Source organism: Paraburkholderia rhynchosiae (assembly GCF_002879865.1).
GTDB classification, from domain to species: domain Bacteria; phylum Pseudomonadota; class Gammaproteobacteria; order Burkholderiales; family Burkholderiaceae; genus Paraburkholderia; species Paraburkholderia rhynchosiae.
In genome coordinates this window covers 394,471-408,429 of the sequence record NZ_PNXY01000003.1, presented here as the reverse complement: position 1 = coordinate 408,429, position 13,959 = coordinate 394,471, and the positions used below count along the sequence as shown (strand labels likewise).

Sequence of the window (13,959 nt, the reverse complement as noted above, 5' to 3'; positions counted from 1 at the left end):
CCAGCGACGAACTCACGGCCTATCCCGACGCATTCAAAACCTCATGGCTGCACACGGAACTCTACAAGGCCCGCAATTTCAAGCAGTGGATGAGCAAGGGTTTGTACCTCGGCACACTGATGGTCGGCATCGAACAGAAGGTACTTGGCGGCAACGTGCCGTGGACGCTGCATCATCAGCATTCCGACCATGAAATGCTCAAGCCCGCTTCGCAGTGCAAGCCGATCGAGTATCCGAAGCCGGATGGCAAGCTGACGTTCGACCGTCTTTCTTCAGTGTTCATCTCGAACACGAATCATGAAGAGAACCAGCCGGCGCATCTGACGCTGAAAGATCCCATCGTGCCGGTGAACGTCAACTGGCAGACGTATGCCGGCCCCGAGTCGCGTTATTGCCCGGCTGCGGTCTATGAATTCGTGAAGAACGATGATGGCAGCGAACGGCTCGTGATTAACGCCCAGAACTGCGTGCACTGCAAGACCTGCGACATCAAGGACCCGACGCAGAACATCGTGTGGGTCACGCCTGAAGGTGGCGGCGGACCGAACTATCCGAATATGTGATCGAGTCGGTATTGGCCTTCGCAGCGCATTTCAAACGATGCCCGCGCTGCGAAGGCCGAAAGTCAGCCGCGGGCCATTCCTTCGATTCGCGCGCGCACTTGGGCCACAACCGGCGCCCAGTCGCCGACCGCCGGCTGCCTGATCAGTTCGATCGAATCGTACCAGGACGTAACCGGGGACTCGTCGCCCCAGAACCACGCCGATACGTGATCGATCATCAAACACGTCGGCACACCGAGCGCGCCCGCCAGATGAGCCGGCCCGCTGTCGATCGTGACCATCAGATCGAGATTCGCCAGCAACGCGGCCACATCGTCGAATCCAGATTGAAAATGATGAGTGAGATCGACGACGTCGAGGCCTTTCGCACGCCATTGCGCGACGGTCTCGCCGCGTCCCGGCGACAACGCAAAATACGTGACGTCCGACACACCCAATAACGGCTCGAGTTGCGCCACCGGCACTGAACGCCGCTTGTCGCGGATATGTTCGGAATTGCCGTTCCACACGAGGCCCACCTTGCGATTGCCGGCCTTCGCGGCGACGTAGGCTTGCACACGCTGTTGCCACGTTTGCATGTGCGTCGGGTCACCGCTCAGGTAAGGCGCGCCCCACGCCGTTGCATCGAAAATTTCGAGGCGCAGCGGCAAGCTCATCAGCCCACAATGGAAATCAGGCTGCGTTTCAAGGCTTGTTTCGAGCGGCAAATCAGCAGGCAGCGTCCTTTCGAACAGATGCCGCAACGGCCCGTCGTGACCGAAAATCACCCTGCCTCCCTCGCGCCGCGCACGTTCGGCGAGCAGCGGCAGAAAGCGCACCGCCCACAGACAATCGCCGTTGCCCTGCTCGCCATAGACGACGAGCGTCTTGCCAGCAAGCGATTCGCCCTGCCAATGCGCGCTGATCTCGGCAAGCGCATGCTGCGCGTTGTTCAGATCGCCGGCAAACGCAATGCGTGACTCGTAGTGCGCCCAGCCGTCGGCAAAACGCCCGCTGCGGATCTCGATTTCGGAGAGATCGAATAACGCATGCGCATTATTCGGCGACAACTCGAGCACTTGAATGAGCAACGCTTCGGCTTCGGCAAAACGCGCCTGTTCCTTGATGCACAACGCCAGCTTGTGAAGCGCCACTGCATTGCCCGGCACCATGCGCACCGCTTCCCGCAGCAACTGCTCGGCGGTTGCGAAGTCGTCGCGATACTGCACGGCGGCTGCGCGCCAGATCAACGCGTTGGCATCAGCGGCATTTTGCGAAAGCAGCAGTTCAGTGGCGGATTCGACCAGGGTCCACTCGCGCACCATAAACGCCGTCTGCGCAATCGTATGAAGCAGCGTGGGCTCACACGATGGATCGAGTCGATAAGCGCGTACGAGAGCCGCGAGCGCTTCACTCTGCAATGCTTTGTCTCGACCGGCCGCGTGTTGCAGCAACGTCTGACCGAACGCAAAGCAAACGCGCGCCGTAGCATCCGGCGCCGCCGCGCGTGCGCGCAACGCCGGCAGAACGTTGTCTGCCGAGTGGGTATTCAGATGATTCATGCGATAGCGCCGCTCACGCAGCGCAATGAGAAAACGCGCTACCGATGCCCGTTACGGCGCACTTGCCGCGATCTTCGGCGTGCTGACGGATACGTCGCCACATTGTGCGCGGTGGCGCAACGCATGATCGATCAGTACCAGCGCGAGCATCGATTCCGCGATCGGCGTGGCGCGAATGCCGACGCATGGGTCATGGCGCCCGAACGTCTCGACGACGGCCGGCTGCCCTGCCTTGTCGATCGAGCGGCGCGGCGTGCGAATGCTGGAAGTCGGTTTGATCGCGATCGACACCGTAATGTCCTGGCCAGTCGAAATGCCGCCGAGGACACCGCCCGCGTGATTGCCGACAAAGCCCTCCGGCGTGAGTTCGTCGCCATGCACCGAACCGCGCTGCGCGACGCTCGCGAAGCCCGCGCCGATTTCCACGCCCTTCACTGCGTTGATTCCCATCATGGCGTGAGCGATGTCCGCATCCAGCCGGTCGAACAGCGGCTCGCCCAGACCTACGGGCACGCCCGATGCGACCACATTGATGCGTGCCCCAATCGAGTCGCCATCCTTACGCAGCGCGTCCATATACGCTTCAAGCTGCGGCACGATATCGGCGTTCGGCACGAAGAACGGGTTCTCGCGCACCTGTGCCCAGTCGACGAACGGCACATCGATCTCGCCAAGCGCGGCCATGTAGCCGCGGATTTCGGTGCCGAACTTCTCGCGCAGCCATTTCTTCGCGACCGCGCCCGCCGCCACCGTAGGCGCCGTCAGACGTGCCGACGAACGGCCGCCGCCGCGATAGTCGCGAATGCCGTACTTCTGCCAGTATGTGTAGTCAGCGTGACCCGGACGAAACGTGTCCGCGATATTGCCGTAGTCCTTGCTGCGCTGGTCCGTGTTGCGGATCAGCAGCGCGATAGGCGCGCCGGTGGTCTGCCCTTCGAACACGCCCGACAGAATCTCGACCTTGTCCTCTTCCTGGCGCTGCGTCACGTGGCGCGACGTACCGGGCTTGCGGCGGTCGAGTTCGAGTTGAATGTCGGCTTCGTTGAGCGCCATGCCCGGCGGGCAGCCGTCGATCACACAGCCGATAGCCGGCCCGTGCGATTCGCCGAAGGTCGTGACAGTGAAAAGCGTACCGAGCGTGTTGCCGGACATGAGCGTCGTCCAAAGGAATGCGGGGAAGACGCTATTATGCCAGCCTCACCGGAGCCCAAGGCGGCACCAGATGGCGGCCTATGACTTCCGGACAAGGCTGCTCCCTACTTCCGCGCGCCGCGCAACTCCGTGACGGTCTGCTGAAGCAGTTCGGGCGTCGCCAACGCCGGATCGATCGGCTCGCCTACTGCGAGAGTCAGACGGCTCATTACACCCTTCTGCACCGGCCGCGGCCAGCGCGCGTCGTCCGCGCGCGAAAACACGCTGCCCCACAGGCCACGCAGCGCCATGGGAATGACCGGCGCGGGCGTGCGCCGGATGATCTCCGTGACGCCGTGACGGAACGGATTCATGTCGCCGGTTCGAGTGAGCTTGCCTTCAGGAAAGATGCACACCAGTTCCCCCTCGGCGAGCGCTTGCGCGCAGCGCTCGTAAGCGCGCGTCAACAATTGCGCGTCCTGATGCGCGGGCGCAATCGGGATCGCCTTCGCGTGACGAAAGATCCAGCCCGCCAACGGCATCTTGAAGATCTGATGATCCATCACGAAACGGATTGGCCGGGGACTCTCGGCCATGATGACGACCGCATCCACGAAACTCACGTGATTGCACACGAGCACGGCCGCGCCCTCTTCCGGAATCCGCTCGGCGTGTACGAGGCGAATCCGGTAGAACGTGTGCACCAGCATCCACGCGACAAACCGCAACAAGAACTCGGGCACCAGCGAATAGATATAGGTCGCCACCACGATATTCAGCAGCGCGGTCACGAGAAAGATTGCCGGAATGCCGAAGCCCGCCGCGGTCAGGCCCACAGCCATCAACGCGGAGACGATCATGAACAGCGAATTCAGAATATTGTTCGCGGCGATGATGCGCGCGCGGTGGCTCGGCCGACTGCGGCTCTGGATCAGCGCATACAGCGGCACGCTGTAGAAGCCGCCGAACATTGCGAGCAGGAACAGGTCGGCCAGCACGCGCCAATGTGCGGCGCGCGCAAGAAATTCGCCGACGCTCAACAAATGTCCCGCCGGCGGCAATGCGTGACTCGCGAAAAAGAGGTCGATGGCGAACACGCTGATGCCGATCGAGCCGAGCGGCACGAGGCCGATTTCAATGCGGCGCTTGGAGAGCTTTTCGCATAACAGGGAACCGAGGCCAATGCCGATCGAGAACGTGCCGAGCAGCACCGTGACGACGTCCGGATTGGCGGACAGCACGTCTTTCGCGAAGCTGAAAAACGACGACAGAAAAGTCGCGCCCACGAACCACAGCCACGATATGCCGAGCAGGCTCAGAAACACAGTGCGGTTTTCGCGTGCGAGCTTGAGATTGCGCCACGTTTCGCTGAACGGATTCCAGTTGATGCGCAAATCCGGCTGCGGCGCCGCCGTCGTGGGCACGAAGCCCGACACGGCGCGCCCCGCGAGCGCAATCGCGACGCACGCGCAGGCCAGCACCAGCGCGCCATGTTCGACGAAGCCCGCACTTGCGCCGCCGATAATCGTGCCGATCAGAATCGCGACGAAAGTGCCCATCTCGACCATGCCATTGCCGCCGACCAGTTCCTGATTTGACAGATGCTGCGGTAAGTACGAGTACTTGACCGGACCGAACACGGTCGAATGAACGCCCATCAGAAACGTGCACAGGTACAGTAGCGGCGCGCTATGCAGCAGGAAGCCCGCGCCGCCGATCAGCATCACGACGATCTCGAAGCTCTTGACGAAGCGCGTCAGCATCGCTTTGTCGTACTTGTCGGCAATCTGGCCGGAAGTGGCCGACAACAGAACGAAAGGCAGGATGAAAATGGCCGAAATCAGAAACGCCGCCGTCTTGGGATCCACCCCGGAAAAGCGCGCCGCCTGATACGTGACAAGCGACGTGAAACCGATCTTGAAGACGTTGTCGTTCATGGCGCCGAGGAACTGCGTCCAGAAAAACGGCGCAAAGCGTCGCTGGCTGAGCAGCCGGAACTGGGATTCATGTGCTCCCTTCTGGCGGGCGCCACGGGCGGCGGGCAATGGGGACGACGGGTGGTCACTCATAAATTGGAGGGGACATGTTGAGAACGGGGAGCCGACGAAGCGCTCCGTGAGCCACATCGGCGGGCACAAAAAAAGCGCACGCTTTCGCGCACGCCTTTACTCGAAATTCCGCCCGCTGCCGCCCGAGCACCGCGGCGAACCAGGTGAGCCACATAAGCGGGCCACCGCGCATTAACGCGCCGGCTGCTGCCCCTGCTCTTCCGGCCAGTCGCGGATATACGCCTTGAGCATGCGGTTTTCGAAGCCCTGCTCTTCAACCACCGCTTTCGCGACGTCGTAAAACGAGATCACGCCCATCAGCGTACGGCTTTCCATGACGGGCAGATAACGCACGTGATGCTCGAGCATCATGCGACGCACTTCGTTGACGTCCGTTTCGGGCGTGCAAGTGAGCGGATGGTCGTCCATGACCTTACGGATTGTGGAGGTGCCCACACTCCCGCCGTTCTCGCTGAGGGTAAGAATAATCTCGCGGAATGTCAGCATACCGACAAGGTCGCCGTATTCCATCACGACCAGCGAGCCGATATCGTGCTCGGCCATGGTGTTGACTGCGTCGTGCAGCGTGGCATCCGGCGTAACCGTGAAAAGGGTGTTCCCTTTGACTTTAAGAATGTCGCTGACTCGCATGATCTGTCTCCCGAAATACCCGCTAGGCATGGTGTTGCATCAATGACTTTCGATCCTAGCGGAAAGGCCCATAAAAGGAAAGCGGCCCGCCCACCAAGGCGCGGCGGGCTTGCGCGTGCTCACAAGGGCAGCGTGCGGCGCATGAGCATCGGGAAAACCGCGCTTGAAGCGGTTCATGCCGGTGATAGGATGGCCGCCACTTTCACCTTTCGCGAGGCTGTCCGTGGCCCCGCCGACCAGCATGTCCGCCAACCGTTTCGACACGCTTGCGCTGCACGCCGGCGCTGCTCCCGACCCCGCCACCGGCGCGCGCGCCACGCCGATCTATCAGACCACTTCGTTTTCGTTTCGCGACTCCGACCACGCCGCCGCGCTCTTCAACATGGAGCGCGCGGGCCACGTCTACTCGCGCATCTCGAATCCGACCGTGGCCGTATTCGAGGAGCGCGTTGCAGCGCTGGAAAACGGCGCGGGCGCGATCGGTACAGCAAGCGGCCAGGCCGCGTTGCATCTGGCAATCGTCACGCTGATGGGCGCGGGCTCGCACATCGTCGCCTCGAGCGCGCTATACGGCGGCTCGCATAACCTGCTGCATTACACGTTGCGGCGCTTCGGCATCGAGACGACGTTCGTCAAACCGGGCGATATGGATGCATGGCGCGCGGCGCTGCGTCCCAATACGCGCTTGCTGTTCGGCGAGACGCTCGGCAATCCGGGCCTCGACGTGCTCGACATTGCAGCCGTCGCGCAGATCGCGCACGAGCACCGCGTGCCGCTCCTCGTCGACTCCACCTTCACGACGCCGTATCTGCTCAAACCGTTCGAGCATGGCGCCGACTTCGTCTATCACTCGGCGACCAAATTCCTGGGCGGGCACGGTACGACTATCGGCGGCGTGCTGGTCGATGGCGGCACGTTCGATTTCGACACCTCGGGCCGGTTCCCCGAATTGACCGAGCCTTACGAGGGTTTCCACGGCATGGTGTTCAGCGAGGAAAGCACCGCCGCGCCCTTCCTGTTGCGCGCTCGCCGCGAAGGCTTGCGCGACTTCGGCGCCTGCTTGCATCCTCAAGCCGCGTGGCAGCTTCTGCAAGGCATCGAAACACTGCCTTTGCGAATGGAACGGCACGTGGCCAACACGCGCCGCGTGGTCGAGTTCCTGGCCAGTCACCCCACGGTTGAAGCGGTGGCCTATCCGGAATTGCCGACGCATCCCGACCACTCGCTCGCCAAACGTCTGCTGCCGCACGGTGCGGGCGCCGTGTTCAGCTTCAATTTGCGTGGCGACCGCGCCGCCGGCCGCAGCTTCATCGAGGCGCTGTCGCTGTTCTCGCATCTGGCGAACGTCGGCGACGCGCGCTCGCTGGTGATCCATCCTGCTTCCACGACGCACTTTCGCATGGACGCCGCCGCGCTCGCCGCAGCGGGCATTGCCGAAGGCACGATCCGTCTCTCGATCGGTCTGGAAGACCCGGACGATTTGATCGACGACCTGAAACGCGGGCTAAAAAGCGCACAGAAAACCGCATCTAAAGCCGCGCCGCAAGCAGACAATTCCTCCGCCTCCCAATCCCGCCCGGAGTCCGCATGATCCTGACCGTTCAAGGCAAAGCCGCTTACGCCTACACGGGCGGCAAACCGTTCGACGCGAATCTGCCGACCGCCGTGTTTATCCACGGCGCGGAGCATGACCATAGCGTGTGGGCGCTGCAAACACGCTACTTCGCGCATCACGGGTTCGGCGTGCTGGCGGTGGATCTGCCCGGACACTGCCGTAGCACCGGCCCCGCGCTCACGACGGTAGCGGCCATGGCGGACTGGCTCGCCGCATTACTCGATGCCGCAGGCGTGCAGCGCGCATTCGTGGCCGGTCATAGCATGGGCTCGCTGGTCGCGCTCGACTTCGCCGGCCGCTATGCGCAGAGAGCCACGCACCTCGCGCTGCTCGCGACCGCTTTGCCGATGGCCGTCTCCGACGCCTTGCTGGAGGCCGCCCTGCATCGCGAGTCCGAAGCGATCGGCATGGTCAACCAATGGTCGCATTCGACGCTGGCAGCGAAACCCTCGTGCCCCGGCCCTGGCTTCTGGCTGCACGGCATGAACCAGCGGCTGATGGAACGTGTGTCGGTGAACGGCGAACCGCATCTGTTCCACACCGACTTCACCGCGTGCAATACATACGCTGACGGCCTCGCGCGTGCCGCGCAGATTCGCTGCGCGACGCGCCTGATCGTCGGCCGGCGCGACGCCATGACACCGCCGCGCGCCGCGAAAGCGCTCGCCGACGCACTCATAAAAGCCGGCGCAGACGTCGACACGGTCACGCTCGACGCCGGCCACGCGCTAATGACCGAGCAGCCCGACGCCACACTCGACGCGCTGTTCAGCTTCGCTTCCAGGCCACCGCGGGATGCGGGCTAGCCGCTGTCCGGTCGCTTATCAGCCGCGTGAACTTCGCAAGCCTTAACAAGCGCTCAGGATAGCGGCAACGAGACGTCGGCGCCATCGTCCGAATGGCCAGGTTGCGCACTGCCCACGATAGCCGCACAATGAATCGAGCCTGTGCTGTTTCGGGCGCCGCCGGCATGTGGGCGTGCCTCGAAGAACCAGTTGCTGGGGACGGGCAGGCAATCGCAACGCGTAGCAATCCGGAGGCCGTTATGGCTCATACCGCGCACACCGATCACTTCGCGAACTTCGCGGAGTTTTATCCGTACTACCTGAGCGAGCATCGCAACCTGGTCTCGCGGCGGCTGCACTTCGTGGGGTCGCTCGGGGTCATCGGGTGCCTCGCGATGGCGCTTGCCACCGGTGACTGGCTATGGCTTCCGGCTGCCGTCATCTGCGGATACGGCTTTGCCTGGGTCGGACATTTTTTCTTCGAGAAGAACCGGCCGGCGACCTTCCGTCATCCGCTCTACAGCCTGATGGGCGACTGGGTCATGTTCAAGGACATCTGCGTCGGCAAGATTTCTTTGTAGCCCCGAGCCGCTTCAGCGCGAACCGGGACCAAAGCACCGCATCGCGCTAACCTACGCCGTCTGATGCGGCATGGAAGACGCGCCGCGCTCTTTCTCTTCGGCCTGGGCCGCGCGTGCCGCAGCACGGGCCGCGAGCAGCGCCGCGAGCGTCACCTTCAACTTGTCGTTTTCCAGCGCCGCGAGCAGCGTGCCGCCATCCACGCGGGTGGATGCGAGCTGAAGCTGATACTCGAGTTCCCCGCGATCCATCACGAACAGATCGAACAGCCGCTCGACGGTGATCTGCGCCGGATTCGCCAGTAGCAGGAAATGCGGGCGCGTGCCGTCCTCCTGCAACTGCGCGATCCACTCGATCTGTTCGAGCTTTTGCAGCAGATTGATCGTGGTGTCCATGTCGCGACGAAGCATCCGTGAAAGTTCGGGCACCGTATAGCCGGGCTTGCCGGCGTCGCGCGCTTCGGCGAGCCGCGCGAGCAGTTCTAGCGAATCGAACAGATTGCTGCCTTCGAAAGTCGGACGATGAAACTGGCCGATGCGGATCGCCGGCAACGCCGACGCGATCATCGCGCCCGCCAGCGTGATGAACCAGCACAGGTACATCCACAGCAGAAACAGCGGCACCGCCGCGAACGCGCCGTACACCGCGGTATAAGTGGGAATGCGCCGCACGTAATAGCCGAAGCCGCGCTTGGCGAGTTCGAAAGCAATCGCAGCGGTAACGCCGCCGATCACCGCATCGCGCCATTCCACGCGGCAGTTCGGCAGGTACACGTAGAGAATCGTGAACGCGAGCGCCGTCAACGGCAGTGCGGCGCCCGCGAGCGCCCATTCGATCACCGGCGTCATGCGCTGGGCAGCGCTGAACGTCATTGACTGCGTGAACAGATAGGACGAGATCGACAGGCTCACGCCAATCAGAATCGGACCGAGCGTGATGATCGCCCAGTACACGAGGATGCGCTGCGCGATAGGCCGCGCCTTGCGCACGCGCCAGATCACGTTGAACGCGGACTCGACCGTCATCATTGTCATGACCGCCGTGAGAAACAGCAGCACCATGCCGATGGTGGTCAGCCCCTTCGCTTTAGCGGCGAACTGATTCAGATACTTGAAGATCTGGCTGTTCAGTTGGGCGGGCATCAGGTGGTCGGCGAGGAAGAACTGCAGCGACTCCTGGAACGAACTGAAAAGCGGAAACGCCGTAAATAGCGCAAACGCCACCGTGGCGAGGGGCACGAGCGCGAGCATGGTGGTGAACGTCAGACTGCCGGCCACCTGCGGAATACGGTCTTCGCCGCTGCGCTTCGCGGCGAACTGCGCGAGCCGCTTCAGCGTGTCGAGATCGAAACGCACTCTGGACAACAAACCTGCCTCCCCTTGCTTCGTCGAACTGTGTTTCAGGCCCGCATTCACAACCTGATGCGAGGCCTGGCCGAATGGCTATGAATGGCTGCGAACGGCCTGTGCAGCGGGCCCAAGCCCTATAATACCCGTTCACCGATGAGGCTTATGAAAGACATTCTCGTGCTCTATTACAGCCGTCATGGCGCCACGCGCGAACTCGCGCTGGCGATCGCGCACGGCGTCGACAGCGTCCCCGGCATGCAGGCCCGCGTGCGCACCGTGCCAGCGGTCTCCACCGTCTGCGAAGCGACCCAGCAGGACATTCCCGCCGAAGGACCGCCCTACGTCGAACTGCGCGACCTCGAAGAATGCGCCGGTCTCGCGCTGGGCTCGCCGACCCGCTTCGGCAACATGGCCGCTGCGCTCAAATATTTCCTCGACGGCACCACCCCGCAGTGGCTTTCCGGCGCGCTGTCCGGCAAGCCGGCCTGTGTGTTCACGTCCACCGGCAGCTTGCATGGCGGCCAGGAATCCACGCTGTTGTCCATGATGCTGCCGCTGCTTCATCACGGCATGCTGATCGTCGGCATTCCGTACACGGAGAGCGCGTTGAGCACCACGCAAACCGGCGGCACGCCCTACGGCGCGTCGCATTTCGCGCGCGCGGGCACGGCCGCGCAAGGCATCTCCGCCGATGAGAAAACGCTCGCCATCGCGCTCGGCGCACGCGTCGCGCGCACGGCGGCCTCCATGAGCGAAAGGCCGTGACGAACAAACCGGACGTTCACGCGGCCGGGAGCCAAGGCGCCGGCGTTGGGTCGCACAGGGGGTCGCACATGGAGTCGCACACCGAAGCTAGCACCGAATCGCGCGAATCCGCGGACGCAACAGGCACGCCCGCAACACTCCCGGCAACGCGGTCCGTGCCGCACTTGGCACCGCACAAACTTGGCGCGGCGTCAGGCGCGACAGCCGCCCTGGTTGCGTTGATCGCATTGTCGATTGCGTGGGAATGGTGGCTTGCGCCGCTGAGGCCTGGCGGCTCGGCGCTCGTGCTCAAGGCTTTGCCGCTGCTGCTTGCTGTGCCGGGCGTATGGCGGCATCGGCTGTATACCCTGCAATGGGCGTCGATGCTGATCCTGTTGTATTTTGCCGAGGGCGTCGTGCGTGGCTGGAGCGACCGTGGCCTGAGCGCGCGGCTCGGCTGGTTCGAGGCCGCGCTCACCGTGGTCTTTTTCGTCTGCACGCTTGCCTACGTTGCGCCGTTCAAGCGCGCTGCAAAGCGCGCCGCGAAGCTGCATCGCGAACATCCTGGAACCGCGGACGTCTGAAAATCAAACGCCCGACTTTTTAGCCCGAACTTCGAATTTCAGTCCAATTTCAGCCGGAATTCGCTGACCGACCGACATGACTCAAACCGCTTTCCTCGCTGCCTGCCGCGACACAATTGGCGCCGCCCAAGTGCTCACCGACGCGCACGACACCGCGCCCTACCTCACCGACTGGCGCCGCCGCTACACCGGCGTGGCCTGTGCGGTGCTCTGCCCGGCCACGCCCGACGAAGTCGCGGCGCTCGTCAAACTCGCCGTCGAACACGGCATCGCGCTCGTGCCGCAAGGCGGCAACACGGGTCTCGCTGGCGGCGCCACGCCCGATTCGAGCGGCGCGCAGGCGGTGGTGAGCTTGCGGCGCCTGAACCGGGTGCGCGACATCGATCCGCACAACAACACGATCACTGTCGAGGCCGGCGTCGTGCTCGCGGAAGTGCAAAAGCGCGCCGAAGAAGCCGGGCGCCTCTTTCCATTAAGCCTTGCCGCCGAGGGCAGTTGCACGATCGGCGGCAACCTCGCCACCAACGCGGGCGGCACGGGCGTCCTGCGCTACGGTAACGCGCGCGAGCTGTGTCTGGGGCTCGAAGTCGTCACCCCGCAAGGCGAGCTGTGGGACGGCCTGCGCGGACTGCGCAAGGACAACACCGGCTACGATCTGCGCGACCTGTTTATCGGCGCGGAAGGCACGCTCGGCATCATTACCGCGGCCGTGCTGAAGCTGCATCCGCAACCGGCCGCGCGCGTCACGGCGCTGGCCGCGCTGGCTTCGCCGCATGCCGCGCTCTGTTTTCTGTCGCTCGCGCAAAGCGCCGCCGGGCCGCTGTTGACGGGCTTCGAATTAATGTCGGATTTCTGCCTACGCCTCGTCGGCCGGCACTTCGAACAAATGCGCTATCCGTTCGCCGAACCGCACGCGCAAATCGTGCTGCTCGAATTGTCGGACAGCGAAAGTGAGGTTCACGCGCGCGCACTGTTCGAGCGTCTGATGGAGACGGCGCTCGAAGAAGGCGTGGTGCAAGACGCGGTGGTCGCGGAAAGCCTCGCGCAATCGCGCGCGTTCTGGAATCTGCGCGAACATGTTCCGCTTGCACAGGCCGAGGAAGGCCTGAACATCAAGCACGACATCGCGGTGCCGATCTCGCGCATCGGCCATTTCATCGAGGAAACCGATGCAGCGGTCGCACAGGCCGCGCCGGGCGCGCGCATTGTGACGTTCGGCCATCTCGGCGACGGCAATCTGCATTACAACGTGCAGGCGCCGGAAGGTGTCGACGCGCAGGCGTTCCTCGCGCAGTACCAGAGTCCGATCAACCACATCGTGTACGACAGCGTGCATCGGCATCGCGGCAGCATCAGCGCGGAACACGGCTTGGGACAGCTGAAAATCGACGAGGCCATGCATTACAAACAGGACGTCGAGGTGCAATTGATGCGCGCCGTCAAACGCGCGCTCGATCCGCTGAACCTGATGAACCCGGGCAAGGTGCTACGCTAAAGCCAGGATCGACCGCCCGCCGTTGCGGGCCACTCACAGGAGCCGTGTTCGTGAAAATTCGCGTGCTGTCCGATCTGCATCTGGAGAACGATGAGCCTGAACTGATTCCGCATGCGCAAGCGGATCTGATCGTGCTGGCCGGGGACATCCACAATCACGCGGCGGGACCCCGCTGGGTTGCGCAGACTTTCGACGGCACGGTGCCGGTGGTCTATGTGCCAGGCAATCACGAGTACTACGACGGCGAGTTCGGCGCGCTCGAAAGCGCGTTATACGACGCGGCCGCGCAGGTCGACAACGTGCATGTGCTGAACAACGCCGCGCTCGCCGATCCGCAGGGGCGCTGGCGCGTGCTCGGCACGACGTTGTGGACGGACTTCGCGCTGTACGGCGCGGACAGCGCCGCGCTCACCGAATCGATCGAGGCGTCGCGACGGGCCATGCTCGATTTTCGTGGTCTGATCCAGATGAACTGGCCGCACGACACGCACGACGCGCCGCGCGACTTCACGCCCGACGACTGTCTCGCGCTGCACCGCCAGGCGCGTGAATGGCTCGAGGGCGAACTGGCGAAACCCTTTGCCGGCAAGACGATTGTCGTTACGCATCACGCGCCGCATCGACTGAGTCTTGCCGAGCGCTACGCGCAGGACCGCGTCTCGGCCGGCTTCGTCAATCACTTGCCGGAACTCGTACGCACGCCCGTCACGCTGTGGATTCATGGCCACACGCATACGCCGTTCGACTACACGGTGAACGGCACGCGCGTCGTTTGCAATCCGCGGGGCTACTTTGACCGGCGCAGCCGGCAGTGGGAAAATCCGCTGTTCGAGTGGGACAAAGTCGTCGAAATCTAGCGCCGGGCGGCTTTGGG

13 protein-coding genes are annotated in these 13,959 nt (G+C 63.4%); 8 read left to right on the top strand and 5 right to left on the bottom strand.

Annotation, left to right across the window (positions count from 1 at the left end; translation table 11 throughout):
- On the top strand, nt 1-563 hold a 563-nt coding region (locus C0Z16_RS06550), incomplete at its 5' end, for a 4Fe-4S dicluster domain-containing protein (RefSeq protein WP_208638623.1).
- A gap of 62 nt (nt 564-625) precedes the next feature.
- Here C0Z16_RS06550 and C0Z16_RS06545 read toward each other — a convergent pair.
- The 4 genes from C0Z16_RS06545 to C0Z16_RS06530 form a co-directional block, all read right to left on the bottom strand.
- On the bottom strand, nt 626-2,104 hold the full coding sequence (locus C0Z16_RS06545) for a tetratricopeptide repeat protein (RefSeq protein ID WP_102631337.1): 1,479 nt from the start codon (nt 2,102-2,104) through the stop codon (nt 626-628).
- A gap of 51 nt (nt 2,105-2,155) precedes the next feature.
- A complete protein-coding gene (aroC, locus tag C0Z16_RS06540) occupies nt 2,156-3,256 on the bottom strand; it encodes a chorismate synthase (RefSeq protein WP_102631336.1) in 1,101 nt (366 codons plus the stop codon).
- Between the two features lie 104 nt (nt 3,257-3,360).
- Nucleotides 3,361-5,304, bottom strand: a complete 1,944-nt coding sequence (locus C0Z16_RS06535) for an MFS transporter (protein ID WP_102631371.1) — start codon at nt 5,302-5,304, stop codon at nt 3,361-3,363.
- A 171-nt stretch (nt 5,305-5,475) separates the two neighbouring features.
- Nucleotides 5,476-5,934 carry a CBS domain-containing protein gene (locus C0Z16_RS06530; protein ID WP_020069514.1) on the bottom strand — a complete coding sequence of 153 codons (459 nt, stop codon included), beginning with the start codon at nt 5,932-5,934 and terminating at the stop codon, nt 5,476-5,478.
- Between the two features lie 241 nt (nt 5,935-6,175).
- Here C0Z16_RS06530 and C0Z16_RS06520 point away from each other — a divergent pair, with 241 nt between their 5' ends.
- The 3 genes from C0Z16_RS06520 to C0Z16_RS06510 all read left to right on the top strand — a co-directional run bounded on the left by C0Z16_RS06520 (nt 6,176) and on the right by C0Z16_RS06510 (nt 8,915).
- Nucleotides 6,176-7,525, top strand: coding sequence for an O-acetylhomoserine aminocarboxypropyltransferase (locus tag C0Z16_RS06520; RefSeq protein WP_102631334.1), 1,350 nt, complete (start codon nt 6,176-6,178; stop codon nt 7,523-7,525).
- Entirely contained in the window at nt 7,522-8,355 is an 834-nt protein-coding gene (locus C0Z16_RS06515) for an alpha/beta fold hydrolase (RefSeq protein WP_102631333.1), read from the top strand. The genes C0Z16_RS06520 and C0Z16_RS06515 overlap by 4 nt, the downstream gene beginning before the upstream one ends.
- 239 nt (nt 8,356-8,594) lie before the next feature.
- Entirely contained in the window at nt 8,595-8,915 is a 321-nt protein-coding gene (locus C0Z16_RS06510) for an Mpo1-like protein (RefSeq protein ID WP_102631332.1), read from the top strand.
- 51 nt (nt 8,916-8,966) lie between these two features.
- Here C0Z16_RS06510 and C0Z16_RS06505 read toward each other — a convergent pair whose 3' ends face one another.
- A complete protein-coding gene (locus C0Z16_RS06505; RefSeq protein WP_102631370.1) occupies nt 8,967-10,280 on the bottom strand; it encodes a YihY family inner membrane protein in 1,314 nt (437 codons plus the stop codon).
- A 144-nt stretch (nt 10,281-10,424) separates the two neighbouring features.
- Here C0Z16_RS06505 and wrbA point away from each other — a divergent pair, with 144 nt between their 5' ends.
- The 4 genes from wrbA (at nt 10,425) to C0Z16_RS06485 (ending at nt 13,942) form a co-directional block, all read left to right on the top strand.
- A complete protein-coding gene (gene wrbA, locus C0Z16_RS06500) occupies nt 10,425-11,027 on the top strand; it encodes an NAD(P)H:quinone oxidoreductase (RefSeq protein ID WP_102631331.1) in 603 nt (200 codons plus the stop codon).
- 164 nt (nt 11,028-11,191) lie between these two features.
- On the top strand, nt 11,192-11,590 hold the full coding sequence (locus C0Z16_RS06495; RefSeq protein WP_407070654.1) for a DUF2069 domain-containing protein: 399 nt from the start codon (nt 11,192-11,194) through the stop codon (nt 11,588-11,590).
- A 76-nt stretch (nt 11,591-11,666) separates the two neighbouring features.
- Complete coding sequence (locus C0Z16_RS06490) at nt 11,667-13,085, top strand: FAD-binding oxidoreductase (protein WP_102631330.1); 1,419 nt, start codon at nt 11,667-11,669, stop codon at nt 13,083-13,085.
- Nucleotides 13,086-13,135: 50 nt separating this feature from the next.
- Entirely contained in the window at nt 13,136-13,942 is an 807-nt protein-coding gene (locus tag C0Z16_RS06485) for a metallophosphoesterase (protein WP_102631368.1), read from the top strand.
- Nucleotides 13,943-13,959 lie beyond the last annotated feature (17 nt).